The 25,707-nt window shown below is 57.4% G+C and carries 27 protein-coding genes; 8 read left to right on the forward strand and 19 right to left on the reverse strand.

The genetic code is table 11. The annotated features are described in order from the left end of the window. The first annotated feature begins 460 nt into the window (after positions 1 to 460). Positions 461 to 775 carry a hypothetical protein gene (locus tag MUY21_RS09795; protein ID WP_248410217.1) on the forward strand — a complete coding sequence of 105 codons (315 nt, stop codon included), beginning with the start codon at positions 461 to 463 and terminating at the stop codon, positions 773 to 775. 235 nt (positions 776 to 1,010) lie between these two features. Here the strand turns inward: MUY21_RS09795 and MUY21_RS09800 are convergent, their stop codons facing one another. From MUY21_RS09800 to MUY21_RS09850, 11 genes are all read right to left on the reverse strand, one after another. Next, entirely contained in the window at positions 1,011 to 1,907 is an 897-nt protein-coding gene (locus MUY21_RS09800; RefSeq protein WP_248410218.1) for a DUF6615 family protein, read from the reverse strand. Between the two features lie 307 nt (positions 1,908 to 2,214). Continuing rightward, positions 2,215 to 2,835: a phosphoribulokinase gene (locus tag MUY21_RS09805; RefSeq protein ID WP_248410219.1), complete on the reverse strand. Its 621-nt coding sequence runs from the start codon at positions 2,833 to 2,835 to the stop codon at positions 2,215 to 2,217. Then, positions 2,835 to 3,761: a carbohydrate kinase gene (locus tag MUY21_RS09810; protein WP_248410220.1), complete on the reverse strand. Its 927-nt coding sequence runs from the start codon at positions 3,759 to 3,761 to the stop codon at positions 2,835 to 2,837. The genes MUY21_RS09805 and MUY21_RS09810 overlap by 1 nt, the downstream gene beginning before the upstream one ends. Before the next feature lie 40 nt (positions 3,762 to 3,801). Beyond that, positions 3,802 to 5,253: a xylulokinase gene (gene xylB, locus MUY21_RS09815; protein ID WP_248410221.1), complete on the reverse strand. Its 1,452-nt coding sequence runs from the start codon at positions 5,251 to 5,253 to the stop codon at positions 3,802 to 3,804. A gap of 3 nt (positions 5,254 to 5,256) precedes the next feature. After that, complete coding sequence (locus MUY21_RS09820; protein ID WP_248410222.1) at positions 5,257 to 6,750, reverse strand: mannitol dehydrogenase family protein; 1,494 nt, start codon at positions 6,748 to 6,750, stop codon at positions 5,257 to 5,259. A gap of 2 nt (positions 6,751 to 6,752) precedes the next feature. Next, positions 6,753 to 7,526 carry an L-iditol 2-dehydrogenase gene (locus MUY21_RS09825; protein WP_248410223.1) on the reverse strand — a complete coding sequence of 258 codons (774 nt, stop codon included), beginning with the start codon at positions 7,524 to 7,526 and terminating at the stop codon, positions 6,753 to 6,755. Then, entirely contained in the window at positions 7,523 to 8,527 is a 1,005-nt protein-coding gene (locus MUY21_RS09830) for an ABC transporter ATP-binding protein (protein WP_248410224.1), read from the reverse strand. The genes MUY21_RS09825 and MUY21_RS09830 overlap by 4 nt, the downstream gene beginning before the upstream one ends. A gap of 9 nt (positions 8,528 to 8,536) precedes the next feature. Beyond that, entirely contained in the window at positions 8,537 to 9,367 is an 831-nt protein-coding gene (locus MUY21_RS09835; RefSeq protein WP_248410225.1) for a carbohydrate ABC transporter permease, read from the reverse strand. Positions 9,368 to 9,380: 13 nt separating this feature from the next. Next, positions 9,381 to 10,259, reverse strand: coding sequence for a sugar ABC transporter permease (locus MUY21_RS09840; RefSeq protein ID WP_248410226.1), 879 nt, complete (start codon positions 10,257 to 10,259; stop codon positions 9,381 to 9,383). A gap of 117 nt (positions 10,260 to 10,376) precedes the next feature. Then, entirely contained in the window at positions 10,377 to 11,684 is a 1,308-nt protein-coding gene (locus MUY21_RS09845; RefSeq protein WP_248410227.1) for a sugar ABC transporter substrate-binding protein, read from the reverse strand. A gap of 117 nt (positions 11,685 to 11,801) precedes the next feature. After that, complete coding sequence (locus MUY21_RS09850; RefSeq protein WP_248410228.1) at positions 11,802 to 12,833, reverse strand: LacI family DNA-binding transcriptional regulator; 1,032 nt, start codon at positions 12,831 to 12,833, stop codon at positions 11,802 to 11,804. Between the two features lie 902 nt (positions 12,834 to 13,735). Here MUY21_RS09850 and MUY21_RS09855 point away from each other — a divergent pair. Next, the gene (locus MUY21_RS09855; RefSeq protein WP_248410229.1) at positions 13,736 to 14,047 is read left to right on the forward strand and encodes a DUF1127 domain-containing protein; all 312 of its coding nucleotides are present in this window, start codon (positions 13,736 to 13,738) and stop codon (positions 14,045 to 14,047) included. Between the two features lie 42 nt (positions 14,048 to 14,089). Here MUY21_RS09855 and MUY21_RS09860 read toward each other — a convergent pair whose 3' ends face one another. From MUY21_RS09860 to MUY21_RS09870, 3 genes are read right to left on the reverse strand one after another with little or no spacing between them, the layout of a single operon-like run. Next, positions 14,090 to 14,425 (reverse strand): hypothetical protein, encoded by a 336-nt coding sequence (locus MUY21_RS09860; protein ID WP_248410230.1) that lies wholly within the window; start codon positions 14,423 to 14,425, stop codon positions 14,090 to 14,092. 53 nt (positions 14,426 to 14,478) lie between these two features. Then, the gene (locus MUY21_RS09865) at positions 14,479 to 15,183 is read right to left on the reverse strand and encodes a helix-turn-helix domain-containing protein (RefSeq protein ID WP_191286899.1); all 705 of its coding nucleotides are present in this window, start codon (positions 15,181 to 15,183) and stop codon (positions 14,479 to 14,481) included. Continuing rightward, positions 15,155 to 15,439, reverse strand: coding sequence for a hypothetical protein (locus MUY21_RS09870; protein ID WP_248410231.1), 285 nt, complete (start codon positions 15,437 to 15,439; stop codon positions 15,155 to 15,157). The genes MUY21_RS09865 and MUY21_RS09870 overlap by 29 nt, the downstream gene beginning before the upstream one ends. Before the next feature lie 155 nt (positions 15,440 to 15,594). Between MUY21_RS09870 and MUY21_RS09875 the strand changes: the two genes are divergently transcribed. The 4 genes from MUY21_RS09875 to MUY21_RS09890 all read left to right on the forward strand — a co-directional run bounded on the left by MUY21_RS09875 (position 15,595) and on the right by MUY21_RS09890 (position 18,845). Continuing rightward, complete coding sequence (locus MUY21_RS09875) at positions 15,595 to 16,080, forward strand: hypothetical protein (protein WP_248410232.1); 486 nt, start codon at positions 15,595 to 15,597, stop codon at positions 16,078 to 16,080. Positions 16,081 to 16,195: 115 nt separating this feature from the next. Further along, positions 16,196 to 16,834 (forward strand): ribonuclease HII, encoded by a 639-nt coding sequence (locus MUY21_RS09880; RefSeq protein WP_248410233.1) that lies wholly within the window; start codon positions 16,196 to 16,198, stop codon positions 16,832 to 16,834. Positions 16,835 to 16,946: 112 nt separating this feature from the next. After that, on the forward strand, positions 16,947 to 18,047 hold the full coding sequence (locus MUY21_RS09885) for a site-specific DNA-methyltransferase (RefSeq protein WP_248410234.1): 1,101 nt from the start codon (positions 16,947 to 16,949) through the stop codon (positions 18,045 to 18,047). Positions 18,048 to 18,221: 174 nt separating this feature from the next. Then, positions 18,222 to 18,845, forward strand: coding sequence for a glutathione S-transferase (locus MUY21_RS09890; protein WP_248410235.1), 624 nt, complete (start codon positions 18,222 to 18,224; stop codon positions 18,843 to 18,845). Here MUY21_RS09890 and MUY21_RS09895 read toward each other — a convergent pair. Both MUY21_RS09895 and mutY read right to left on the reverse strand, forming a co-directional pair. Next, entirely contained in the window at positions 18,842 to 19,981 is a 1,140-nt protein-coding gene (locus MUY21_RS09895) for an alkane 1-monooxygenase (protein WP_248410236.1), read from the reverse strand. The genes MUY21_RS09890 and MUY21_RS09895 overlap by 4 nt on opposite strands. A gap of 52 nt (positions 19,982 to 20,033) precedes the next feature. After that, on the reverse strand, positions 20,034 to 21,074 hold the full coding sequence (gene mutY / locus MUY21_RS09900; protein ID WP_248410237.1) for an A/G-specific adenine glycosylase: 1,041 nt from the start codon (positions 21,072 to 21,074) through the stop codon (positions 20,034 to 20,036). Between the two features lie 81 nt (positions 21,075 to 21,155). Here mutY and MUY21_RS09905 point away from each other — a divergent pair, with 81 nt between their 5' ends. Together MUY21_RS09905 and MUY21_RS09910 are read left to right on the forward strand one after the other, a co-directional pair. After that, the gene (locus tag MUY21_RS09905) at positions 21,156 to 21,677 is read left to right on the forward strand and encodes a DUF721 domain-containing protein (RefSeq protein WP_248410238.1); all 522 of its coding nucleotides are present in this window, start codon (positions 21,156 to 21,158) and stop codon (positions 21,675 to 21,677) included. Positions 21,678 to 21,685: 8 nt separating this feature from the next. After that, positions 21,686 to 22,339 (forward strand): DsbA family protein, encoded by a 654-nt coding sequence (locus MUY21_RS09910; protein ID WP_248410239.1) that lies wholly within the window; start codon positions 21,686 to 21,688, stop codon positions 22,337 to 22,339. 24 nt (positions 22,340 to 22,363) lie between these two features. Here MUY21_RS09910 and lpxK read toward each other — a convergent pair whose 3' ends face one another. The 3 genes from lpxK to MUY21_RS09925 all read right to left on the reverse strand — a co-directional run bounded on the left by lpxK (position 22,364) and on the right by MUY21_RS09925 (position 25,649). Continuing rightward, positions 22,364 to 23,359 (reverse strand): tetraacyldisaccharide 4'-kinase, encoded by a 996-nt coding sequence (gene lpxK, locus MUY21_RS09915; protein WP_248410240.1) that lies wholly within the window; start codon positions 23,357 to 23,359, stop codon positions 22,364 to 22,366. Between the two features lie 9 nt (positions 23,360 to 23,368). Next, entirely contained in the window at positions 23,369 to 24,643 is a 1,275-nt protein-coding gene (locus MUY21_RS09920; protein WP_248410241.1) for a glycosyltransferase N-terminal domain-containing protein, read from the reverse strand. Positions 24,644 to 24,731: 88 nt separating this feature from the next. Continuing rightward, the gene (locus MUY21_RS09925) at positions 24,732 to 25,649 is read right to left on the reverse strand and encodes an alpha/beta hydrolase (RefSeq protein ID WP_248410420.1); all 918 of its coding nucleotides are present in this window, start codon (positions 25,647 to 25,649) and stop codon (positions 24,732 to 24,734) included. Between the last annotated feature and the right edge of the window lie 58 nt (positions 25,650 to 25,707).

The raw sequence follows: 25,707 nt of genomic DNA on the forward strand, positions 1-25,707 counted from the left end.
TGTTTGGCTCCGGCAATGTAACATCCTCGGGTCTGATCGCGCAGCCCTGTGTTTGATGATTGCAGATCGCAATACTGAACGCACAGATGGTTATCGGGTTCGGAAAACCGCTGCGGCTGCGTTTGTTGGTATGGCGCGATCGGAAGCACGCCAAGGGGCCGTAATAGATAGCCTGTTCGGGGAACTGATGACCTATGCCGAAAGGCAACGAGATGCGGTTTGATTTTGGGATAACTCGGACTCGCATGCTTGCTGACACCAATTTGGCAACCCCATCCCGTGCGCCCAACACAAGGCTGGCGCGGGATGGGGTTGCAGCCACCAACGGTGGCTTTGATCCGGAACGGATCGGCGGCAAAGCCGCTGGCTGGGTGCAGGGGCGCAGCGTCTTGCCCGATGAGTTGTTTATCAACTCAATAGTCGGTCAATATTGTGTTTCATCTCACCGGGGTCGCCAGTAATGTCAGGCCCTCAGTTTTTGCATATTCAAAGCTATTCGCGCAAAGCCAACAAGATTGGTCAAAGTGTGCAGCAGATCCTGGATGAAGCGGGCCGAGCGCCCGAGTTTTGCCAGCATGTAGAGAACCCAGAGCCGCCAAATCTGATCTATGGGTTAACCCCTCTGCAGGTGCGGGAAAAACATGATGAGATCGTTGAATCTGGCTATGTCGAAGTTGCGTTATTCGATACGCATTTCTCAGCCAAAACAAGCCCAATCCACAGGATGATTTCGATCTGGCGAATGTTGATGTCTACCCTTGGGGTTTGTTCATAGACGATAGTGTCGACGAGCGGATCGCAGCTACAGCAATGGAGCGTTTTGGGGAGAACTATCTGGGTTGTATACACTAATTTTCAACACGCCCCCTTTTTACGTTGTTACTGGCTAAACCTTCGGAACTATGCGGTCATTAACATATTGGATTCGTTGTCGAGTTTGAGGTGGTTCGACGCAGCCTATCAATGGATAGTATTGGGTGCCACGGCAACACCAACTCGTCCAAATTCGTCTAGGAGCTATCATCACTGCGCGAAATGAACACTGCCTTACAAATAGTGTTGCTCGCTTTCAATTCTGAAGAAAACTTCCCCGTTTCAAGGACTTCTCTGATTTCCTCCGGGATTCTAAAACTCACATCTAACGGCTGTTTTTCTGTACTTTTAGCGCCATTTTTTTCTCTGACATCGTTCAAACGGTTAACTGCATCACAAATTTTCTGGGGTGTAGGGGGCGTAGGGTATCCAAAGGATGTACCATCAAAAAACAAAGGACCGACAGAAGCAGCTCTACTAAACATCATAGGTCCTATTTTGTTGATGGACTGGGGGCAAAACAGACTCTGCAGGGGGAACATCTTTTCAGAGATAGTTCTTGAGCTTCGGTTCTTCGTTCGTGTTTTACGATCCGAAGCAGAAATTGCCAATTTTTCTATTTCGTAGCCGTCGGCAAGTGTCACGCCAGAGGCATTCAGCGCATTGTCCAACCGTGCAAGTTTACAGGTCTTTCCTGGGACATAAAAAATGTACAACGGGTAAGTTGCGGCTGCTGCTCTCGCAGTATCGCACAACACCTTGGCCTGCAGCGCCTTTGGAGTTCCGGATTGATGATACAGTTCCCTGAAGGAGTGGCGTCCCCACTGCTTCCCTTTTCCATAAGATCGCTTGGCTTGAATCAATAGCCGAACAAATGATCCGTCGCTCCGGTCAACGAGAGTCCATTCCATATCGGCACCCGTGGAAAGTTCGTTTGGAAAATCAACGACGACATTTTTTCCCCCGAGCGCAACAATGTTGGCAATCAACATATCAGTTATAGTTTCCTCTCTGAAACTCTTCTGAAGCGTCGCAGATCTGTCCAAAAAGTTTTCAGTGAAGGCAGGAAAGTTGTGAGCCATATGACAAAGCATGACAGTGTTTTCCTTCGGTCAAGTTTGCATAGGCTCAAAACCATAGGAGTTTTGCCCATTGTGCAAGATACTAAGACCACACACATCACTTGGCTGACTGGCTCTGACCGTCTACGCTCATCTCAACCGTGGTAGCCGGCCTGCATCGCTTGAGCGCCGCAATGGTTCAGCTCAGCTGGGTCCGACAGCAGCCCAAACAACAGAAAAACTCTATACATAGAAGGCCCTGATCGGGAAGCGGGTCACCATCAGTGAACTGGCGCAATCAAATTGGTTAGGTCAATTCCTTTTTGAACGAGACCAACGATTAGTCGCCCACGTAGATAAAGTCCGACGACCGTGAATGTGTCGAAACCAAATCTGCATTGCGCACATCGTTTTCCTGCGCACGTTCTGTTGCGGCAGATGCAGATAATCCGTGATTGACCCAGCGTTCAATCAGACGTCTTTCCAGCTCTGATCGGCCCACAGTAAGCTTTACCGTCATATCAAACAACTTGGCGAGCTCGGACCAAGGCGGACTGTCCAGAAGCAGATAGTTTCCTTCAACCAAAACAATTTTCGAACCAGCATCGATGCGCCCTCCGTCCGGAACTGTTCTGTCTTCTTCACGATCGAAGGTAGGGTATGTCAGGCTTGATTGCTGCTTCAACGCGCGCACCAGCTCAACAAAGCTTTGGGCGTCGAACGTCTCGGGCGCGCCTTTGCGGTTCAGAAGACCTCTCTGCCGCAGCGTTTCGTTGTCGAGGTGAAAGCCGTCCATGGGCAAAACAGCCGCGGATGTGCCGATGCAATCTGCAAGGTCATCCGCAAGCGTGGACTTGCCGGACCCAGGCGGCCCCGCGATGCCGACTATAAGGCGCTTTTCACCGTCTGCGCGCGACTTGATCTCATCAAGAAGCTTTTCGAACCTGATCAGGTTTTCCATTACAACTCATCCCTCCACGGAGGATTTGCGCCAGCACGTGAAACAGTGATCGCGGCCACATTCGCACCAAACGCAAGGGCCTCGGACGCCGTCTCTGGTGTGAGGGCTGAAAGAGCCTTTTTCGTCAATTGTCCCCGCTCCGACAGCTTGGCCATGACGCCCGCATTGAATGTGTCGCCTGCGCCAACCGTATCAACAATCTGAACGCGCTGCGCGGGAACGTCAATTCTTGCGCCTTGTTTCAAAAACCCGCTCGCACCTTCTCCGCCGCGCGTGACGATGACGAATGCGGGACCTTGTTCCAGCAACGCCTGCGCCTTCTCTTCCTGCGGCACCGGGCTCGGGTTGATCCAGTTCAGATCCTCATCCGAAACCTTGACGACATCCGCCAATGAAATAAGTGCGTCCAGCCGCGCACGATACCGTCCTTCATCGGTGATGAACCCCGCGCGGATGTTCGGATCAATCATAACTGCTTGTGAGGTGGCGTGGCGTTTGGCAAATGCCAAATACGCATCTGCCCCCGGCTCACAGGCCAGACTTATGCCTCCGAAATACAGCGCAGAGACGTCTGTCAGCTTTGACGGCATATCGTCTGGCATCAGCATGCGACCGGCCGAGTTTTCATCATAGAACGTATAGCTTGCGTGGCCATCGACCAGTTTCACAAAGGCCAATGTGGTGGGTCGGTCACTTGTAACGACGTGGCGCGTATCGACACGGCTTGCGCCCATCGCCTCTGCCAGCTGGCGCCCAAACATATCGCTGGATAGCCCTGTCAGCATGCCCGTTCGCGCACCCAAGCGCCCCAAGGCGATGGCAGTATTGAATACGGCCCCGCCACAATGGGGCACAAAACCGTCGCGGCCTGATTGAGTCGCTTCCGGGATCATGTCGATCAAAGCTTCGCCACAGCAAAGGATCATCTGGGTTTACCTTCTTGTTGTTGCTCGAAGACAGTCAGTGTCATTGCGCGGACCGGACGGCAGGATAGGCACTTCTGAACCGTTCATAGGCGTCGTCATAAGCCTGAATCAAATCTACCCGTGGGGTGATCCCCTCACACAGCTCTGGTGCCAGCATTACGTCTTCTGGTCGCGCATCTGTAGCGGCAACGATTGCCAGTCTTGCTGCACCAAGGGCCGCGCCGAATTCGCCCCCCTTTGGCAAAGCTATGCTGGTTCCAAGTATCGTCGCAATCAGTTCCACCCAGTATCTTGATGCCGCACCGCCGCCAACCGCGTAAAGCTTGTTGATGTCTGCACCCGTCGTTTTCATCGCCTCGGCACTGTCGCGCAGTGCGAAGGCCACCCCGTTGAGCACTGCGCGCGTCATGTCATCAAGGGACGTCTGAGTATCAAGACCAAGGAACGCGGCCCGGATTTGTGCGTCGTTATGCGGCGTGCGCTCGCCAGACAGATAGGGCAGGAACAGCTCGTCGCTGGGCTTTCCAATGTCGGGTCCAAGCGCCTCGGTCAGTGTCGCCGGGGATTGCCCACTGATGCGGGATAACCAGTTCAACGAATTGGTTGCCGAAAGCATCACGCCCATTTGGCACCACCGGTCTGGGATTGCGTGGCAGAAGCAATGCAGCGCGGTTTCCGGTGCTGGATCACAGCCATCCCGTGCCAACAGTAAAACACCAGACGTCCCAAGGGACACAAACCCCTGCCCTTCGCAAAGAGCGCCTATGCCGCAGGCTGTCGCTGCATTGTCCCCCGCGCCACCCGCCACGATTACCGGTTGATTGATGCCCCAGTCGGACATGAGTTCTGTTCTGAGTTGCCCTGCTGGGTCGCACCCCTCCACAAGTCGGGGCATCTGGTCTGGCCGCATGTTGCCAGCCGTAAGAAGCCTTTCAGACCACCCGCGTGCTCGGACATCCAGCCACCCCGTACCCGAGCAATCAGATATATCTGAAACATATTCGCCCGTCAGATACCAATTCACGTATGCGGCAGGCAAAAGCACCTTGGAAATACGCGCATGGTTTTCCGGTTCATGCGCCCGCACCCATTCCAGCTTCGGAGCCGTGAAGCCGGGAAAGGCCACATTGCCTGAAATGACGCGCGTCTGGGGCATTGCGTCCAGCCGTGCGGCCTCTTCATGGCTTCTTGTGTCATTCCACATGATGCAGGGACGTATCGGATCGCCGGTTTCATCAACCAAAACTGCGCCATGCATATGGCCCGACACCCCAATGCCTTTGAGGCCCGAGAACTCTGGGTGAGCATCGCGCAATTCACGCGCCGCAGATGTAAGCGCATCAATCCAATCTTTCGGGTTTTGCTCGGACCAACCCGGATGGGGATGATGGGTCGCATAGGCGTGTTCAGCCCAGCCAATTGGAGACCCTGCGGCGTCGACAAGCAACGCGCGCAGACCAGAAGTGCCCAGGTCGATACCCAAGAACGCCATCTTTTAGCCTTTCAGATAGTGATCGACGGCGGCCTCGACACCCTTAGACCAGATCATATTGAGCCAGTTGGAAAATGCGTTCGCAAACTGGGGTTGGTACACAAGGTCCCCATAGTACTGCTGTTGTTTTAGCCAAACCGACGGGTCTGCTTTGGCCAGAACGGCAGTTTTCTGAAGGTCATCCCAAATTGGGTCGTTTGGCTCAATCCGGCTTCCGTCTTCGCGCGTGCCTTCGCACATGCGCGCCCACGCGGCTTCGACCAAGGCAAGACCTTCAATCGGCGTGCCCGCCGCGATCCCTTCGCGGATCGTTGGGATAACAAATCCGGGGTGCCGTGACGAGCCGTCAAAGGCCACCCGGCGGGTCGTATCAATGATGCGCGGGTTCGAGAAGCGATGGTCGATCAAGTCGACATAATCCTTGGGCGTGGTGCCCGGAACTGGCTTCACGTGCGGTGCAATCTCGTTCAATGCGATGCGCCGGAAAAGGCTTCGGATTTTCGCGTTCGCCATGCAGTCAGCAATTGTCGCGACCGACAAAATTTCACCAACCCCTGCGATGATCTGATGTCCGCCATTCAGGATGCGGATTTTCATCGCTTCATAGTCATGAACATGATCGGTGAACGTGGCGCCCACCTTGTTCAAATCCGGGCGACCGGCACAGAAATCATCCTCGATCACCCACTGACGATAGTTTTCGTGGGTAACCGGTGAGGCATCAGAAATGCCCAACGAGCGGACCAGCTCGATCTCTTTCAATCCCGTTGCCGGGACAATGCAGTCCACCATCGAATTCGGGAACGAGCAATTCTTGTCGATCCAATCAGCAAGCTCAGGTTCTGTCAATCGCGCCAAAGAGACGACGGTCTGCCGAAGGACCGCACCGTTGCCTTGAAGGTTGTCACAGCTGAGACCAGTGAATGGCCCTGTCCCCCGATCTTTTCGTATCTTAAGTGCAGCCACCATGGCGCCGAACGCCGTGGTCGGGCTTTCCGGATGTGCGACGTCATGCTGGATGTCCGGATGTGTTGCGTCAAACGTCTTGGCGACCGGATCGACATAGTATCCGCCCTCGGTCACGGTCAGGGACACGATACGGATATCGGGCTGCGCCATGCGTTCGATCAGTTGCTGATTGCTCGGCTGAACAGGGACGAAATCAATCATCGGCCCGATGATTTCTGCAGATGTTCCCTGCGGGTCCAGTTCAACCAGAGTTGTCAGATAGTCCTGTTCGGCCAGCTTTTGGCGTTGTTTTTCGTCATGCGGGCGAACACCTGCCCCGACGATTGCCCAATCAAGCGCTTCTCCGTTTTGCATCAAACGATGCAAGTACCAAGCTTGATGGGCGCGGTGAAAGTTCCCAAGCCCGATATGGACAATTCCAGCGATAAGGCTTGCACGGTCGTAGACCGGACAAGACACAGACCGCGGCAGATCTGTCAAATTCTCGTCGCACAACTGAACGAGGGCTGGATCAATTGCATGCGCCATCTTCAACTCATCCAGTTCCCGCCATCTACACCGATGGTCTGGGCCACGATGTAGTCCGCCTCGCTGGTTGCGAGGAAAATGGCCATTCCAGTCAGGTCGTGAGCGGTGCCCATACGCCCGAATGGCACCGCCTCGCCCACCTCTTTCTTTTTCTGACCAAGCGGCTTGCCTTCGTACTTCGCGAAGAAGGCGTCGACACCGTCCCAATGCTCGCCATCGACCACGCCGGGCGCAATGGCATTCACGTTGATACCGTGTTGAATAAGATTAAGACCCGCAGACTGAGTCAGACTGATGACCGCCGCCTTCGAGGCGCAGTAGACACCGACCAATGCCTCGCCACGTCGACCCGCTTGGCTGGCCATATTGATGATCTTGCCCCCTTCACCGCGTTCAATCATGTGGCGCGCCACGGCTTGCATGGAGAACAGTACACCGGACACGTTGATGGCAAAGACGGCATCAAAATCGTCTCGGGTGATCTCGGCGATAGGTGCGGCCGTGAAGATGGCTGCGTTGTTGACCAAGACGTCGATCCCGCCAAACTGCTCTGCTGTCTGTGCGACGGCTGCGTCGATGCTGTCTTGCTGGGTCACATCCATTTCGACGGCAATCGCGGCGCTGCCCAATTCCTGCACGGCGGCTTGCGCGCGCGCCATGTCGATATCGGCCACCGCGACCCGTGCGCCTTCCGCAACATAGGCCTTCGCAAATTCAAGCCCAATACCGCGTGCCGCGCCCGTGATCAGTGCTGTTTTACCGGCAAGTCGTTTCATTCCAGCCGCAGCCCCTCAGCATCAAAGCGGTGTAAATGTGCAAGGTTGGGTGTCAGGAAAACCGTATCGCCGTGTTTCACGCCAAATTCGCCATCCGTGCGAACTGTCATGGGTTCACAACCGGGCACGCCGTGAATGTGAATAAAGGTGTCAGATCCCAAGTGCTCCGCGACCCCAACAGTGCCCTGCCACAGACCTTCGGTCGTAGACACGTCGATATGTTCAGGACGAATGCCGATGGTATGTGCATCGTGCTTTGCGACCTCAGCACCCTCAATCAAGTTCATTTTCGGACTGCCAATAAAGCCTGCAACAAAGACGTTGCGCGGCGCGCGATACAGTTCAAGCGGCGTGCCGACCTGTTCGATCACACCGGCTTGAAGCACGACAATCTTGTCGGCCATGGTCATCGCTTCGACCTGGTCATGGGTCACATAGATCATCGTCGTATCAAGCTTCTTGTGCAGCTCCGAAATCTCCATGCGCATACCGACACGCAACGCGGCATCGAGGTTTGATAGCGGCTCGTCAAACAAGAACGCAGACGGTTCGCGCACAATGGCCCGACCAATGGCCACGCGCTGGCGTTGCCCGCCTGACAGTTGCCCGGGGCGACGATCAAGATAGTCGGTCAGGTTCAGCGCCTTGGCGGCGGCCTCGATGCGCTTGTCTTGTTCGTCCTGGCTCATCTTCGCCATGCGCATTGGGAACGCTATGTTCTTGCGCACCGACATATGCGGATAAAGCGCATAGGACTGGAAAACCATCGCCAGACCGCGCTTGGCGGGGGGCACATTGGTGGCGTCCTCTCCGTCAATGCGGATGTGCCCACTTGTGGTGTCCTCAAGCCCAGCGATCAGTCGCAGCAGCGTGGACTTGCCGCAGCCCGATGGGCCGACGAACACCGTGAATTCACCATCTTCTATGGTCAGGTCCAGCGGTGGGATAACTTCCACCTCGCCGAAGCTTTTGGATACTTGATCGAGTACGATACGTCCCATGATCTTTCCTTATTTCACTGCGCCGAAGGTCAAGCCGCGGACAAGTTGTTTCTGGCTGAACCAGCCAAGGATGAGGATTGGCGCGATGGCCATGGTCGAAGCCGCGCTGAGTTTCGCATAGAACAGACCCTCGGGGCTGGAGTAGCTGGCGATGAAAGCCGTCAAAGGGGCGGCCTGTGCGGCCGTCAGGTTGAGCATCCAGAACGCTTCGTTCCATGCCAGGATGAAGTTCAACAACAGGGTGGATGCGATGCCCGGGATCGCCATGGGCGTCAGGACATACAGGATCTCTTCTTTCAACGTGGCGCCGTCCATCCGCGCGGCTTCCAGAATCTCGCCCGGAATTTCGCGGAAATAGGTATAGAGCATCCAGACAATGATCGGCAGGTTGATCAGCATCAACACGATGACCAGCCCGGCGCGGCTGTCCAGCAGCCCCAACTTGATGAACAACAAATAGATCGGATACAGGACGCCCACCGCCGGAAGCATCTTGGTGGACAGCATCCACAAAAGAATATCCTTGGTCCGCTTGGAAGGCACGAAAGCCATGGACCACGCGGCGGGGATCGCGATGATCGTGCCCAGAATCGTGGACCCCCCCGCGATGATGACCGAGTTCCACAGGAACCGCATATAGTTCGACCGCTCTTGTACGATGGCGTAGTTCTCCAGCGTCCAATCGAAGTTCAGGAAAATCGGCGGGCTTGCGATGGCCTGTGCCTCGGTCTTGAAGCTGGTCAGGATCGTCCACAGGATCGGGAAAAAAATCAGAAGACCGACGACCCAAGCCAGGGCGGTGTTCAGTGCTTTGCGCTGCGCTGTTGCTGTGCGTGCCATGTCGTGCTCCTCCTCATGCGTCCAGGTTTTTGCCAACGATGCGCATCAGGAAGATGGCAACGATATTGGCCAGAATGATTGCATAGACACCGCCCGCGGACCCCAGCCCGACGTTCTGGCTCTCCAGCACGCGCTGGAAGATCAGGTAGGACAGTGTCTTGGTGCCGAATGCACCGCCGGTGGTCACGAAAATCTCGGCGAAGATTGCCAAAAGGAAAATCGTCTGGATCAGGATCACGATCGTGATGGCGCGGGACAGGTGCGGTAGAATGATGAACCAGAATCGTTTCAGGACGGGGGCGCCATCCATCTCAGCCGCCTCTAACTGTTCACTGTCCAGCGATTGAATGGCCGTCAGCAGGATCAGTGTCGCGAAGGGAAGCCACTGCCAGGATACGATCATGATCAGCGACGGCAACGACGCCTGGCTGAGCCATTGCACCGGTTCGGCGCCGAATGCCCGCCACAGATGTGCAAGCAGGCCGTTCACCGGGTCCATGAACATGTTCTTCCACACCAGGGCCGAAACCGTCGGCATGACGAAGAACGGGGCGATGACCAGGATGCGCACGATCCCCTGGCCCCACATCGGCTGGTCCAGCAGGATCGCCAGCATGACACCAAACACGATCGTAATCGCCAGGACGCCACCGACGATGATCAGTGTGGCTTGAATGCTGGGCCAGAAGGAGCTGGAACTGACGAACCGAACGTAGTTGTCGAAGCCCACCCAATCCAGGCCATTGGCCATGGAGTCGCCGCGCAGCGGCAGGTATTTCTTGAATGAAAAGAACAATGTCATGGTCAATGGGACCAACATCCATCCAAGAAGCAGGATTACCGCAGGGGCCATCATCAATCTGGCGGCGGAACGTGAGTGTTGAGTGGCCATGACACATCTCCTTCGTTGACGGACCAAGCCGCCTGAAACGAGGTCAAATTATTTAGGATTTGTTTGTCGGTCGAGGGGCGGGGTGTTTGCCGCCCCTCGTGTGCGTTGCATGAGCGCTTAGCGGTAGCCTGCGGCTTCCATGGCGTCGTTGGTGATCGCCTGCGCTTTTTCCAACGCCTCTTCCACGCTTTGCTGGCCGGCATAAGCCGCCGAGAATTCCTGGCTGACTTCGGTCGCGATGCCGGCAAACTCGGGGATTGCGACGAACTGAATCCCAACATACGGCACCGGTTTGACGGTCGGGTTGGTCGGATCGGCGGCCTGAATGGAATCCAGCGTCATTTTTGCGAAAGGAACGCCCTGATAGTTCTCGTTCTCATACAGTGACGTGCGCGCACCGGGGGGAACATTTGCCCAACCTTCTTTGGCTGCGACCAGTTCGATATATTCTTTCGAAGTTGCCCATTCGATGAACTCTTTGGCGATGTCGACCTTCTGCGAGCCGGCAGGGATTGCCAAGGCCCAAGCCCAAAGCCAGTTCGACTTCTTCTCGACACCTTCACTGTTGGGGGCAAGCGCGAAACCGACCTTGTCGGCCACGGTTGAATCGTCGGGGTTGGTCACGAAAGACGCAGCAACCGTCGCGTCGATCCACATGCCGCATTTGCCTTGCTGGAACAGCGACAGGTTTTCGTTGAAGCCGTTGGTCGCATAGCCCGGAGGGCCGCTTTCTTCCATCATCCCAACAAAGAAATTCAGTGCCTCGGCCCATTCCGGTTGATCAAACTGCGCGTTCCACTCTTCGTCGAACCAGCGTGCGCCGAACGAATTGGCTGTGACGGTGATAAACGCGCCGCCCTCGCCCCAACCGGCCTTGCCGCGCAGGCAGATGCCGTTGATTTCGTTGCCGCGATCCGTCATCGCCGCCGCGGCCTCACGGATGAACTGCCAGGTGGGCGCTTCGGGCATCTCCAGACCGGCTTTTTCCATCAGGTCGGTGCGATACATGATCATCGAGCTTTCGCCGTAGAACGGCGCGGCATATAGCGTGCCGTCGTGGCTCAGACCCGCGCGCATCGCGGGCAGGATGTCGTCCACGTCGTATTCAGCAGAAAGATCATCAAGCGGAACAAGCCATCCGTTGGCACCCCAGATCGGGGTTTCGTACATCCCGATTGTCATGATGTCGAACGCACCGCCCTTGGTGGTGATGTCGGTTGTGACACGTTGACGAAGAACATTCTCTTCCAGCGTTACCCACTCAACCTCATGTCCGGTCTTGGCGGTGAAATCGTCGGTATAGCCCTGCATACGGATCATATCGCCGTTGTTTACTGTGGCGATCGTAATTGTGTCAGCGAAGACCGCACCTGTGCTCATCACAGTTAGCGCCGTTGCCGCACGAAGTGCGTTAGCAAGTTTCATTGTTTCCTCCCACGGAATGTAAATTACTCTACGAGCATAGAGTTTAGATTTCCGCTTCGTCAATCTTAATTTTTACGCGCGTAAATTTATTTGTTCGTATCCCACAAAAACAATTGCTTATGCGGATGCGCGCATTATGAGTTCTCCATCAAATAACGTCGATTTGCGTTCCGGGGCACGCTCTCCAGATTCGATCATCGCCATAATGGTCTCGACGCTTTTGGTCGCGATCGCCGAGTAGTTATGTGACACCGTCGTCAGTGTCGGGCAGGTGTATCGGGAAAACGGGTGGTTATCATGGCCCGCCACGCGCAGCGCACAATCATCCCCCAAACCAACTTTGAACCCTGCTTCATAGGCCGCAGCCAGGAACCCAATTGCCAAACGGTCATTGCTGCAAAACACAGTGGGCGATGGCAGCGAGTCTTCTGACAACACACGTGCACCTTCGCGATAGCCGATTTCCTCGATGTCCCACCCTTCGCCGGATGCCTGTATCACATGGGGCGTGTGCCCCATGCGCTCCATCGTTTCCACGTAAGCTGTTCGCCGCTTGTTGGCGTTCGGGTTCGGTGGGGACTTCATCTCGAAAAATACAGGGGGTTCACCCGTTCTTGTGAGGTACTCCAGCATCATTTCGGTGGCTTGAGCATTATTGTGCCCGACAAACGCTTCACCAACCCCATCAATGTTTGCGTCGAAGTTCACCGTGGGTACCTCACGGCAAAACCGTTCGATCGCGGCTGTGTCAGAAATGCGCCCAAGAGGCGCCAGCAAAACGCCCGCTGGCTTGATCGACAACAACGACTCCAGGTTTTCCACCTCGAGCTTTGCATCGCCATGGGAGCTTAGAAGGATCGGTCGAAACCCAGCCGAAATGACCATATCCTCGATACGTCGCGCGATCTCGGCAAAAAACGGATCGGCCAGATAGGGCACTACGATCCCCAGGTTCTTGGTCAGCTTCCTGTTTTGGTTCATCGCAAAGATATTAGGGCGATAGTCGTGTTTCTTGAGTGCCCTTTCAATTTTCTCGCGCGTCGATGCCCGCACACTCGCAGGATCGTTGAAGTATTTCGAAACGGTCGGTCGCGAGATGCCACTGACCGCAGCAAACTCTTCCATGTTCCTGATCTTTCGGCCACTCATCCCCGGCACCTCAAACTTATCTGAAGTTTACAATTTCTTATCGCGCGGAAAAAATCAAATCAGTTGTTATACACTGCGCCTTATTGACGTGGTGATTGTCCATTGCCGCCATCCGAACACCACGCAGCATCCGTCAATTGGGCTCCCGACATCTTCGCTGCTTCAATGATAGACAAGCGCTTTGTGATGGCAAACGGCAACGCCACTTACCACAGCTGGTTGGATGTCGATCTTTTCTGCGTTGCTCAAAGCATCTTCGAGCTCAACACCAAGGTGGCGTTCGGATCGCTGCCTCAGGCGAGGCCCGGAAGTTCGCGATGCAGGCAGGGTGGGAGCGGATGGCGGGCGTCGATGCTGTGCGCCGCGGGGATGTTCGGTTACCGCCGAAGACCTTCAAGAAAGCCAGAAAAAGTTTGCGCGCACTTCCGGTTTCTCTACAGCCTCCGACCGTACCCGTTTCGTCCGCGGTTGCCGCTGTTGGTTGAAAACAAACTTCGACATTGGGTCGGGCTGATTGAAACCTGATCAGCCGGTTGGTGAATACTGGCCTCGGGCCGACAAATGATACCTTTCCGGTCAGCTTTTATGGATTGATCAGCGGAAACTCGCGTCGGAAGGTCGCAGAGGCCGGGGGTGGCTTGAAGATACGATGGCGAGGGTCCATATCAATCACATGATGATGCGCGATTTACATAAGAAGGTACTGCACTTCGCAGGAACTCTACTGAACCGCCGGTAGCCCCGGGTGGGGCGGACTGTTGTGTCTCGCTCTGCCTCGGGGAAATCTGATCAACCTGATCACATGATATGTACAGGCACCAACGCCGCAGCGAACGGTTAGATCTGTTCGGTGCTTTCTGCGCGTGGTGTCCAGCTCAACAATCAGACTACCGGAGAACGAAATGCATCCCGTTTTGTCACACCGAAACTACTTGAACCAACGCAACCTGCATCTGACCATGGCCTCGGACGAGACATCCGAACCGTTGTTTTCCCGCTGGCGAAGGGCCGTAATAAGGCAATGGAAACGACGCAAGATGATCGCGGCGTTGCAGGCTTTGGATGATTGGACCCTGGACGACATCGGGCTTCGGCGCAGTGACATCAAGCGCGTCGTCGATGCCTTTGATGATCGCGAGCTTGGGATGCAGCCCCTGGCGTCAAACAACGTGCACACGATTGCCGAACAAGCTGCAATGCAGCGAGCGTGCTGACGCTGCAGACACTGGTGACGAGACCTGTTGATCCCGGCCTCGTCACATTGAACCCGTCCCAACTGCACGCGCAACAGAGGAGCTTCCGCCATGATGGTTTGCAAAGCTGATCTTCAAGAAATGTTCCCCGAACTGTTCGAGGATAAAGATGCCGATCCCGTATGTGAAAAGGATCAGAATCTGATCCCATTCATCCCACCGGTCCCCCCTCAGCTGGTCGCTTGGAACATGTTTGTCGAGGCGCAACAGAAACGGGCTGCCACACGCTGAGCACCCAATCTGTTTTGCCTCGTCCATCGCGTAAAACCGCAAACGGTCGAGCGGCCCCCAAGTCGCTCGACTTTTTTTGACTCGTGGGTCATCAGCGATCTTGGTCACAACCGCTCTGTCCCAGCCTCTGTCATGTCGTGGCTTCAACCCTTAGCAGATTGTTACAGCATCCGAATGACATCCTTGTCGATCGACAGCATATAGCCGCGGCGGGCGATGGTTTTGACCAGAAGCTCGCTGATCATCTGGTTGCCCAGTGCATCACGCAGGCGTTTGATGCGGGTGGCACCGGCGGCTTCGTCGCAATCGGCCGGGTCGCGGCCCGAGATCAGGGCCTCCAGCTCCGACCCGGAAAGCACTTCTTCGTCCATCCGCGCCTCGGCCAGGGCTGACAGCGTTTCGATGGCCGCTTCGGTCAGGGCAAATTCCATGTTGTTCAGGTAAACCGTGCGTTCCTCGCGGCTGATCAGAAGCGAGTTGACCTGAATGCCGGCGCGCTCGATCTCGCCCATACGTCGGTTCAGGCCGATGATCGTCAACAGAAAGACAAGTGCTGCGATCAAGAGCGCGGTGGCAAACACCAAAAGAACAAAGATCACCATGCGATAGCTGGTCAGCGTGTCCGCAAAAGCAGTGCCCGATTGGGCCAGTATCTCAAGCAGTTTGATTTCTGCCCCCGAGGTCAGGCCATCATTCTCGATAAAAATCTGTTCGACGCGCGCATTGAAGGCATTGGCGTCGGGCAGGGTCATGAACAACACGATGGCCGCGACCAGCAGGATCGCGACGATCGCGGCGATCCCTGCCACGACCACCCGGTTCGACACCCGCCGCGCGTCAGAAGCGAAGGAAGAATTCTCCGGCACTTTCTTTCCTTTCCGTCAGGCCCGACTCGTCAAAAATCGACTGGATCTTCAAAAGGTGCCACCCCTGATCTTCCAGCCGTTGCCGCACCTGCCGCGTGGCGGCCTGTCGGTTGTTGCACGCGGCATCCGGCAGTTCAACAACGCCGTAATGCAGCCTGAGCGGGTCATCCTGTTTCGCTTTGTAATCCGCATAACACCCCGCCTGGGACGGCAGGGCATACAGGGAAAGCGCAAGGGCAAAGAGTGTCTGTTTCATCATGTGCAAACCATGCGGTGCGCCCGTGGGTTAATCAATATCAAAGCCGTTGATAGGCGATAACACTGCGGCGTTATTGCTTGGCCTGTCGGGGGGCCGCATTCTTGGATCATCTTCCACGCGTCCCCAAGGATGCCTTGCCGAAAGGACACATGATGACACGCCGCCTGACGATCTTGCCTTTGAAATTCGCGCTCAGCGCCACGCTTGCGCTGGCGCTGTCTGTTGCCCCGGTTTCCGCCAACGACTGGGGATCGCGCAATGACCATGACGATACCACCGCAATCCTTGGGTTGCTGCTGGGCATCGCAACCCTGGGTATTCTGTTGTCTGACGATGACGGAGCGAACAAAGACACGTATAAACGAAAAGACCCACCCAGAAAGGTTCACCGAAAGCCTGTCCCGCGACACCTGATCCTTCCCTCAGATTGTCTGCGCACCTATCGGATGCAGGACGGAAAGCGGAAATTCTTCAGCAAACGCTGCATGAAGCGGAACTTCTCATACTATTCCAAGCTGCCGCGCAGCTGTCGCGACACGATTGTGGCGCGCAACAAGCAGGGCACCTATGTGACCCGCAAGATCTACTATCCGCGTTGCTTGCGTAAGCATGGCTATCGCCAGTCGCGGTATTACTGACCCAACATCGAGCAGCGGCGTGGCGTCCCTAACCTGGCACGCCGTGAAACTTGCGGGAGGTTCGCCTCCCGCCTTTTTTGCTTGCAGGGGCAGGTTGGATCGGCCACGCAGGGGCATGACCAGACACGTTCCGGATTACAGCTTTGAAACCGCCGCGATGACACGCGGCCTTGCCCGGATTGCCGGCGTGGACGAGGTCGGGCGCGGGCCGTTGGCCGGGCCTGTCACGGCGGCGGCGGTGGTGCTGAACCCGACTTGCATTCCCGACGGTCTGAACGATTCCAAAGCCCTGACCGCCCGGCGGCGCGAGGTCCTGTTCGATGCCATCATGTCCTGCGCCGAGGTATCCATCGCCCATGCCACGGTCGAGGAGATTGACACGTTCAACATTCTGCGCGCCAGCCATCTGGCGATGGAACGTGCGATTGCAGGGCTGCCCATTCCGCCCGATCACGTGTTGATCGACGGCAACATGACACCGCGCGGATTGACGGTGTCGTCCGAGACCATCGTCAAAGGCGATGCGCGCTCGGTGTCGATTTCCGCTGCCTCGATCATCGCCAAAATCACCCGCGACCGGATCATGGTGGATTTGGCGCAACAGTTTCCCGGCTATGGGTGGGAGACGAACGCAGGTTACCCGTCGAAAAGCCACAGGTTGGCGCTCCGAAATCTTGGTGTGACCCCACACCATAGACGTTCGTTCAAACCGGTGCACAATATCTTGTATCAACAAGAAAATGTAAGTGACTGATTCAAAAAAGAATTTGACGGCGAATCGCCTTTGACTCATTCTGACTTCATCAAAACGAGCGCACCAATGCGCCACCGATAGGCGCAAAATGCGCCGGGTACATGAGGCAGAAATGACAACGAAAACCACAACAAAAGCGGCTGTAGACTTGCCGCTGAACCAGATTATTGACGGTGACTGCATCGAGGTGATGAACAGTCTGCCGGAGAACTCGGTCGATCTTATTTTTGCTGACCCGCCCTATAACCTGCAGTTGAAAGGCGATTTGCACCGCCCCGACAACTCAAAGGTCGATGCTGTTGATGACGACTGGGATCAATTCGACAGCTTCAAGGCCTATGACCAGTTCACCCGCGCCTGGCTGAAAGCGGCGCGCCGCATCCTGAAACCGAATGGCGCGATCTGGGTGATCGGCTCGTATCACAACGTCTTTCGCATGGGCGCCGAACTTCAGAACCAGGGCTATTGGATCCTGAACGATGTGGTGTGGCGCAAGTCGAACCCGATGCCGAATTTCCGCGGCAAACGGTTCACCAACGCGCATGAGACGATGATCTGGGCCTCGAAATCCGAAGGTGCGAAATACACGTTCAACTATGAAGCCCTGAAGGCACTGAACGAAGGTATCCAGATGCGATCCGACTGGGTTCTGCCGATCTGCACGGGGCATGAACGCCTGAAAGACGAAAATGGCGACAAGGCGCATCCGACCCAGAAGCCGGAAAGCCTGCTGCATCGTGTTCTGGTCGGGTCCACCAACCCCGGCGACGTGATTCTTGACCCGTTCTTCGGCACCGGCACCACGGGGGCCGTGGCCAAGATGCTGGGGCGCGAATTTATCGGGATTGAACGGGAGGAGGCCTATCGCAAGGTCGCAGAAAAACGTATCGCCAAGGTGCGCAAGTTCGACAAGGAAGCCCTGATCACCACCCCATCCAAGCGTGCTGAACCGCGCGTGCCCTTCGGCCAGCTTGTCGAACGCGGCATGTTGCGCCCCGGCGAGGTGCTGACAAGCCCGCGCGGCAAGACGGCCAAGGTGCGCGCCGATGGCACCCTGATTTCCGGCGAAGCACGCGGGTCGATCCACCAGGTGGGCGCGGCGTTGGAAAGCGCGCCAAGCTGCAATGGTTGGACCTATTGGCATTTCCGCCAGGACGGAAAGAAAGTTCCAATCGACCTTCTGCGCCAACAGATTCGGGCAGAGATGAACTGATTTTCAAGGATTTTGCAGGGCGCAACGACAAGTGCCCGCAACACGGCGTACCGCCTGTGCCTGTGGCTCGCCCGCCACGGCGCAACTTGACTGACCCCGCCCTGCAAAGGGCGGGGCTTTTTTGCGCTGACCGATGGGTTGCACCCCCTGCCCCATTTCAGGCAGGAACAGACTATGATACCTGTCCTCTATTCCTTCCGACGCTGCCCCTATGCGATCCGCGCACGGCTGGCGATTGCCAGCAGCGGCGTGCAGATCGAGCTGCGCGAGATCCTGTTGCGCGACAAGCCGACAGCGTTCCTTGACGCGTCGCCCTCGGCAACGGTCCCGTGTCTGGTGACGGCCGAAGGCGTTTTGGACGAAAGTTTCGACATCATGCGTTGGGCCTTGGCGCAGAATGACCCCGAAGGGTTGTGCGACATGCCCGATGAAGGGCGCGATCTGGTCGATCTGTTTGACGGCCCGTTCAAACGCGCACTTGATCTGACGAAATATGCCGTGCGTCACCCCGACAGCGACCCCGAAGAAACGCGCGCCGAAGCCATGGAGATTCTGGCCGCGCTTGAGCCGCAACTGGCTGGCGGTTGGCTGTATGGCAACGCGCCGACGCTGGCCGATTTCGCCACCCTGCCCTTCGTGCGCCAATTCGCGATGATCAACAAACCGCGCTTTGATACCGAAGCAACACCGCGCGTTTCCGCATGGTTAGAGACATTTCTGACCAGCAACCGTCTGGCGAATGTCATGCAAAAATACGCGCCGTGGCAGGCGGGCGACACGCCCACACACTTCCCTTAACGCAGCCCTGGCGGCGGCAGGGTGCCAGCCTTATAGGCGCTCCAATCCGAGATCTCGGGGTAATGATGTTTACGCCACGCCCTGACGCGCGGGTTCATCACGCGTCGCCAGACGGGCGGGATCATCGCCGCCACCGTCATCACCGGATAACCAAAGGGCAGTTGCGGTGCCTCGTCATCGGGATAGGTCTGCAACAACGGAAACCGCCGCGCGGGTTTGTAGTGATGATCGGAATGGCGTTGAAGGTTGATCAACAGCCAGTTCGACGCGCGGTGGTCAGCATTCCAACTGTGACGGGGCATCACGCGTTCATATTTGCCGTCACCCAGATGTTTGCGGGTCAGGCCGTAATGTTCGACATAGTTTGTCAGCTCCAACTGCCAGATCGCAATCAGAGCCTGAAATGCAAACAACGCCAGACCCAGCCAACCGCCGATCAGAACCGCCAGAATGCAGAATGTCAGTTGCAACGCGCCATAGCGCCAGAACGGGTTCGATCCATCCAAGACAGACAGCCCCCGCCGCGCCAGCATCGCCTTTTCGGCGCGCCAGGCCGACACCGGCGATTCCCGAATGACGCGGAAGAAATAGCGGTGAAACCCTTCGTTGTATCGCGCGGTCACGGCGTCGCGCGTTGTGCCGACATAAGGGTGGTGAACCAGCAAATGCTCGGTTCGGAAATGGCTGTAAAGCACCGTGGCCAACAGCAGGTCGGCCAGCCAACGTTCCGACCGGTTGGATTGGTGCATCAGTTCATGCGCATAGACGATGCCGACCGCCCCAGACAGGACACCCACACCGAAAAACACTCCGAACTTCTCGGCCAATGACAGGTGGCTTGCGCCGGTCACATACCAGATCATGCCGAAGATCATCACGACCTGAATGGGGAACCAGATCAGCGTGATGAGGCGATACCAAAAAAGATCATTTTCAGGTGTGTCAGGGTCTGCATTCTCGGAATATCGCCCGATCGCGGCGTCCAACATAGCATAGAGCCACCAAGTCCCCAGCGGGGGCAAGAGCAGATACCACCCACCCTTCCACGCCGCGATGCACACCAGTACCGGCAGCAGAAGCGAGACCCCGAAGGGCGCTGCATTTCGGAACCGGGCAACGGTCGACGCAGGAACCATGGCGATGTCCTTTCTGTTCCAACCAAAGATATAGCCTTGCGGCCCGTATGGCTCAATCCGGCATGGCGGCTTTCGCAACGTCAAAGGCCTTGCGCATCACTGTTGGCAGGTCACTGGGCCGGATCTTCTGAAACGTGCCCACCCTTGGTCGCGCACTGTCTGGAACTTCGGCCACGCGAAGCGCCAACCGCAGATGAAAATGCGTAAACGTGTGGCGCACTTCAACACCCGGATCGGTCCAATCCGCCCGAAAGGGGGCCGCCTCGGTGGCAAAATCGCCCCATTCGGCGCCGGGCCAGCCTAGCATCCCGCCCAGCAACCCTTTCTCTGGACGCCGTTCGACCAACCAGGCTCCGTCCGGACGCCGCGCAAGATAGGCGATGCCGTATCGCGTGGGCTTGGGGGTTTTCGGCTTTCGCGCGGGCAGCGTGGCCTGCACCCCTGCCCTGCGTGCCTGGCAATGCGTGGTCCACGGACAGATCCCGCAAGCTGGCGATTTGGGCGTGCAGATCGTGGCGCCCAGATCCATCACGGCTTGTGCGTAATCGCCGGGTCGCGTGGCGGGTGTCAGACTGGCGGCGCGGGCTTTCATCTCGGGCTTGGCCTCGGGCAAGGGCATCTCGATCTGAAACACCCGCGCCATCACCCGCTCGACATTCCCGTCCACCACGGTTTCCGGCAGGTCATAGGCGATCGCGGCAATCGCAGCCGAGGTATAGGGGCCAATGCCCGGCAGTTCCTCAAGCCCCGCACGGGTCGTGGGAAACCCGCCTATCTGCGTCACTGCTCGCGCGCATTTCAACAGATTGCGGGCGCGGGCATAATATCCAAGCCCCGCCCATTCGCCCATGACGCGGTCATCCTCGGCGGCAGCCAAGGCCTTTACTGTCGGCCAAAGGGCCATGAACCGGGTGAAATAGTCTCTTACCGCCGCAACAGTCGTCTGTTGCAACATGATCTCGGACAGCCAGACCGCATAGGGGTCGGGCACCATGCCCGCCGACCGATCCGCAGGCGCCACGCGCCACGGCAGATCGCGGGCATGGCGATCATACCAGGCCAACAGATCGGCGGGTTTCGGCGCGTCACACAAGTGTTATCCCCTATCCGTGCTTTGTACTGGCATAGCATGTTCAACCACCTAAAATAGGGGCAAAACAGGGATGTGCCAGTCGTGAATCAGCCTAAGAACAACCAGCGTCGGCGGAAGGGGTTTGAACGAACCTCGGCCCTTTTGACGCAACGCATTCGCAAGGCGGGCGAATCCCGCGGTTTTGCGGTGTCGCGCGTGTTGACCCATTGGGCCGAGATCGTGGGCGACGCCACCGCCGCCATCGCAAAACCGGTCGAGGTGTCCTATGCCCGTGGCGGTATGGGTGCCACGCTTACGGTGCTGACGACCGGTGCGCAGGCCCCGATGCTTGAAATGCAGAAAGAGAAGCTGCGCGAAAAGGTGAACGCGGTCTATGGATATAATGCCATCGCGCGGGTAAGGATCACCCAGACCGCTCCGACGGGCTTTGCCGAAGGGCAGGCGCAGTTCACTCCGGCACCCAAAAAGGCCCCTGTGATTGACGAAAAAACCTGCGCGCGTGCCGCCGAAGTGACATCCGATGTCACCGACACGGATCTGCGTGCGGCCCTTGAAACACTGGCACGAAACGTGCTGACGAAACAAAAACACGAAAGAGGCTGAGACCTGTCATGACCCGATTTCTTCCCCTTCTGCTTGCGGCCCTTCTGCTGATTGGCGGCGGCGTTTACTATATGAGCCAGAACAATGGTTCGGTTCCCGGTGTTTCGATTGCCGGGGCGCAAGACGCCGATGTCGAACCGGCCCCGGACATGGTCATGGGCGACGAAAACGCACCGGTGACGGTGATCGAATACGCCTCTTTCACCTGCCCGCATTGTGCCAATTTTCACGACACGGTCTTCAAGGAGCTGAAGAAGAACTATATCGACACCGGTAAGATCAAATTCGTGCACCGCGAGGTGTATTTTGATCGCTTCGGTCTTTGGGCGGGCATGATCGCCCGCTGCGGGGGCGAGGATCGGTATTTCGGCCTGACCAACCTGATCTATGCCGGTCAGGAAGAATGGATCGGCGACGGCGATCCCGGCAACATTCTGGCCAACCTGCGCAAGCTTGGCCGCACTGCCGGCATGAATGACGAACAGATGGACGCCTGTCTGCAAGACGAGGCGATGGCACAGAGCATGGTGGCCGCTTATCAAAAGAACGCCACGGCGGACGAGATCAATGCCACCCCATCTTTCGTGATCGACGGCGAAACCTATTCCAACATGTCCTATGAGGAATTTGCCAAGCTGATTGACGAGAAACTGGAAAGCTGAGCGCATGGGCGCGGTCGAAAGAGCCTAGTCCAGCCCGATCCGCCGCAGCTCCGCGTCTATCAAAGCCCAGTCCGACAGCTCTAATCGCACGGGAATGGTCAGCACCTGCCGCTTGAACGCGGGCGGCAGGCGCACGGCGTCTTTTTCGGTCGTGACAAGCTGGGCACCCAGGGTGGTCGCCTCGATCTGCAACCGTTTCATCAGCGCATCTGTCAGGGGTTGATGGTCTGCCAGCGCCTCGGCCCGCACAAGGTCGGCGCCCAGCGCCTTGACGGTTGCAAAAAACTTCTCGGGCAAACCGATCCCCGCGAAGGCCAGAACCTTCATCCCGGCCCAGTCCATCCCGGTCGGAAGCGGCACAAGCTGGCCCGTGGCATGGGGGCAGCGGATGGTGTTTCGCCACGCCTGTGAGAACCGTGCTTGCGCCCCATCGGGACCAATCGACAACAACAGATCGGCCCGACGTAAACCCGCGGAAACAGGCTCGCGCAGCGGCCCGGCGGGAATGCAGCGCGCATTGCCGAAGCCTTTCACCGCATCCGCGACCACGATGGACAGGCTTTTTTTAACCGCAGGGTTCTGAAACCCGTCATCCATCAGGATCACATCCGCCCCGGCAGCTTCAGCGGCTTTCACACCCGCCGCCCGATCGCGCGCGACCCAGACCTTGGCAAAGGCGGCCATCAGCAAGGGCTCGTCACCCACATCGGCGGCGCTGTGGTTGCGTTCGTTTACCAGAATCGGGCCTTCAACCGTGCCTTTATGTCCTCGGGATACGATATGAACGACGTAACCCCGTGCCAGCAGCCGTTGGGCCAATGCGATCGTGGTGGGCGTTTTGCCTGTTCCGCCCGCATTGATATTGCCGATGCAAATCACGGGGACTTGCGCAAGATACCCGTCACCCGCCGCCACGCGCCGGGCCGTGCCAGCAGCATAGGCCCAGCCAAGCGGCGCCAGAAGGCGCGCCCGCCAATCGGGTTGCGACGGGGAAGTGAACCAGAAGCGGGGTGTTTTCATCGCACCCCCCTACCCTTGTCGCAGGTCCAGCGCATCCGCCAACTTGTCGCGCAGCAGGTCAGTGACTTCAGCGCCGCTGGTGGTCACGTCCCAGGCGGCCATCGCCATTTTCGCGGCTTCTTCCGGTGACAGCAGATGTTCCACCGCTTTGGTCAGGCTGGTCTGATCGTCAATTCTGGTCGCCGCACCGGCGCGTTCAAGGCGCCGATAGGATTCGAAGAACCCGTTTACCTTGGGGCCAAACAACACGACCGAGCCCAGCGCCGCCGGTTGCAGCGGGTTCAGCTCGGTTCCGACTCCCATGCTGCCACCGGCATAGGTGATCGGGGCAAGATGCATCCACAGGCCGGATTCACCCTCTTGGTCGGCGATGAAAATCTGGATGTCCGAAGTCGGATCCTCATCGCGGGATCGGCAGGCCACGCCCCAGCCGTCAGCCTCCAGCGTGTCGGCCAGAACGGCGCCACGATCAGGCTCGCGCGGCTCGATGATCAGCAGCAGGCGGTGAGATTTTCGCACCAGTTGTTTGTGGGCATCCACCAGCGCCTGCTCCTCAACCTCGCAGACACCTGACGCAAGCCAGACCGGCCGCGCCGCCAGAGAGGCCGCGATTTGATCCCGCTCGGCCATGTTGCAACTGGGCGGCACGACCTGCACCTGCAACGGGCCCGAAGTCACGACCCGGTCAGCCAGCGCCCCGAAGCGGCGCAATTGACGGGCCGCACTGTCACTTTCCGCAAGAATAGTGTCGAATCCGTTGATCAGAGACTTTATGGATCCGGGCAGCCAGCGCCATTGGCTTTGCACCTCTTTCGGAACATGGGCGTTGACCCAATGAGCCGGGATCCTGCGGTCGAATACCGCTTGCAACAGCGTTACATCCAGCTTGTCATCCATCCACAGAAGCATGTCCGGGCGCCAGTGATCCAGAAACACGGTCACAGGCGCGGTGGCCGAATAGGGCGCATATTGATGGATGAAGCTTTGTCCCTCGGGTGGGGCGCCATCATGGTGGGTTGTCGTGATCAAAACCGACAGATCCTCGTGATCCGCCTGGAACCGCTGCATCAGTCCCAGCACCTTCTCCAACTCATCCGCGTTCTTCAGGTGGATCCAGACCAGCGCCCCGTCCGGGCGGGCCGCCAATCCACGCCCCAATCGCTCGCCGCCGCGCGTGGGGTGTTCGCTGCCGTCTTCGACACCACGCCGCAAACGGCGTTCAAGCCCCGCCGAGCCTTGCATGTTTTGCAGGCCCCGGAACAGAGAAATTCCGATGGGTGGCATTCTTACTGCACTTCCTCATTCTGCGATGCGTTGTCCGCTCGCCTTTTTATGCCGTTAGAATATGGCAATAACGCAGATGTGGAAAGGGTCAGTCGCGCCACTGTTGTTCTGCAAGCATCTTTGTTGCGGCCACGATACGTTGAAAGCTGTCGCGCGCAGACCGGGCGCGGTGGCGCGCCCGCAGATAGCCGTGGACCAGCCCGGCCTCGTTCACCCATCGCGCCTTGCCCCCCGCCGCACGGATTGCATCGCGATAGATACGCCCATCATCGGCCAGGGGATCGCATTCGGCGGTGAAGATCACCGTTGGCGGAAGGCGCGTGAAATCCGTATCAGCCAGTGGCGCGGCGGTTGCATCATTCGTTGGCGCGGCGCCACCAAAGCGCATGGTTTCGTAAAAGTTGACGTCCGCCAACGTCAGCATCGGTGCGTGTGCGTGATCGCGATACGAGCCTTGCGTCTTGTCCCCGCCCAGCCCCGGATAGATCAAAACCTGTCCCGCCAGTTCAAGCGTTTCACGTTCACTATGCGCAACCGCGGCGGCCAGGTTTCCCCCCGCACTGTCACCTGCCAAAACAAGCGTTCCGGGCCAGGTTAGGGTCATATATTTGGTGGCAGTCAGAGCATCTTCAAACGCCGCCGGGTGCGGATGTTCAGGACACAGGCGATATTCGACACTGACCACCCGGACCTGCGCCTGCACGCAAATCTCGGCGCATATGTCGTCGTGACTGTCCAGCCCGCCCACGACAAACCCGCCCCCATGAAAGTAAACCACGGTCGCGCCCGGTGCCGTGGGTTCATACACACGGATAGGAACACCGTGGGCAGACCCATCCTTCACCTGAACCCCTTTGGGATACCCCGCAAAGAAGGCGCGGCACATTCGGTTATAAATCGCGCGCTGCGTCGCAATTTCGGCTTGGGCAGTATCCGCGGGATAGTGGCTTTCGGTTTCGCGAATAAAAGCCCAGATTTCGGCGTCTATCAGGTTGTGATAATCCATACCCCCAACGCTATGCGCCCGCAGACGGGCTGGCAACTGAAGCGTTGCATCGTGCATT

This window comes from Aliiroseovarius sp. S2029, assembly GCF_023195575.1.
GTDB lineage: Bacteria > Pseudomonadota > Alphaproteobacteria > Rhodobacterales > Rhodobacteraceae > Aliiroseovarius > Aliiroseovarius zhejiangensis.

Bases quoted from the DNA above. Each gene is read 5' to 3' on its own strand.
- MUY21_RS09920 (WP_248410241.1), bottom strand. From the start codon at position 24,643: ATGCCACCCATCGGAATTTCTCTGTTCCGGGGCCTGCAAAACATGCAA.
- MUY21_RS09835 (WP_248410225.1), bottom strand. From the start codon at position 9,367: ATGGCACGCACAGCAACAGCGCAGCGCAAAGCACTGAACACCGCCCTG.
- MUY21_RS09875 (WP_248410232.1), top strand. From the start codon at position 15,595: ATGACACGCCGCCTGACGATCTTGCCTTTGAAATTCGCGCTCAGCGCC.
- xylB (WP_248410221.1), bottom strand. From the start codon at position 5,253: ATGGCGTTCTTGGGTATCGACCTGGGCACTTCTGGTCTGCGCGCGTTG.
- MUY21_RS09845 (WP_248410227.1), bottom strand. From the start codon at position 11,684: ATGAAACTTGCTAACGCACTTCGTGCGGCAACGGCGCTAACTGTGATG.
- MUY21_RS09805 (WP_248410219.1), bottom strand. From the start codon at position 2,835: ATGGAAAACCTGATCAGGTTCGAAAAGCTTCTTGATGAGATCAAGTCG.
- MUY21_RS09910 (WP_248410239.1), top strand. From the start codon at position 21,686: ATGACCCGATTTCTTCCCCTTCTGCTTGCGGCCCTTCTGCTGATTGGC.
- MUY21_RS09840 (WP_248410226.1), bottom strand. From the start codon at position 10,259: ATGGCCACTCAACACTCACGTTCCGCCGCCAGATTGATGATGGCCCCT.
- lpxK (WP_248410240.1), bottom strand. From the start codon at position 23,359: ATGAAAACACCCCGCTTCTGGTTCACTTCCCCGTCGCAACCCGATTGG.
- MUY21_RS09885 (WP_248410234.1), top strand. From the start codon at position 16,947: ATGACAACGAAAACCACAACAAAAGCGGCTGTAGACTTGCCGCTGAAC.
- MUY21_RS09825 (WP_248410223.1), bottom strand. From the start codon at position 7,526: ATGAAACGACTTGCCGGTAAAACAGCACTGATCACGGGCGCGGCACGC.
- MUY21_RS09810 (WP_248410220.1), bottom strand. From the start codon at position 3,761: ATGATCCTTTGCTGTGGCGAAGCTTTGATCGACATGATCCCGGAAGCG.
- MUY21_RS09795 (WP_248410217.1), top strand. From the start codon at position 461: ATGTCAGGCCCTCAGTTTTTGCATATTCAAAGCTATTCGCGCAAAGCC.
- MUY21_RS09850 (WP_248410228.1), bottom strand. From the start codon at position 12,833: ATGAGTGGCCGAAAGATCAGGAACATGGAAGAGTTTGCTGCGGTCAGT.
- MUY21_RS09880 (WP_248410233.1), top strand. From the start codon at position 16,196: ATGACCAGACACGTTCCGGATTACAGCTTTGAAACCGCCGCGATGACA.
- MUY21_RS09870 (WP_248410231.1), bottom strand. From the start codon at position 15,439: ATGAAACAGACACTCTTTGCCCTTGCGCTTTCCCTGTATGCCCTGCCG.
- MUY21_RS09895 (WP_248410236.1), bottom strand. From the start codon at position 19,981: ATGGTTCCTGCGTCGACCGTTGCCCGGTTCCGAAATGCAGCGCCCTTC.
- MUY21_RS09855 (WP_248410229.1), top strand. From the start codon at position 13,736: ATGCATCCCGTTTTGTCACACCGAAACTACTTGAACCAACGCAACCTG.
- MUY21_RS09800 (WP_248410218.1), bottom strand. From the start codon at position 1,907: ATGCTTTGTCATATGGCTCACAACTTTCCTGCCTTCACTGAAAACTTT.
- MUY21_RS09925 (WP_248410420.1), bottom strand. From the start codon at position 25,649: ATGGATTATCACAACCTGATAGACGCCGAAATCTGGGCTTTTATTCGC.
- MUY21_RS09890 (WP_248410235.1), top strand. From the start codon at position 18,222: ATGATACCTGTCCTCTATTCCTTCCGACGCTGCCCCTATGCGATCCGC.
- MUY21_RS09820 (WP_248410222.1), bottom strand. From the start codon at position 6,750: ATGGCGCATGCAATTGATCCAGCCCTCGTTCAGTTGTGCGACGAGAAT.
- MUY21_RS09830 (WP_248410224.1), bottom strand. From the start codon at position 8,527: ATGGGACGTATCGTACTCGATCAAGTATCCAAAAGCTTCGGCGAGGTG.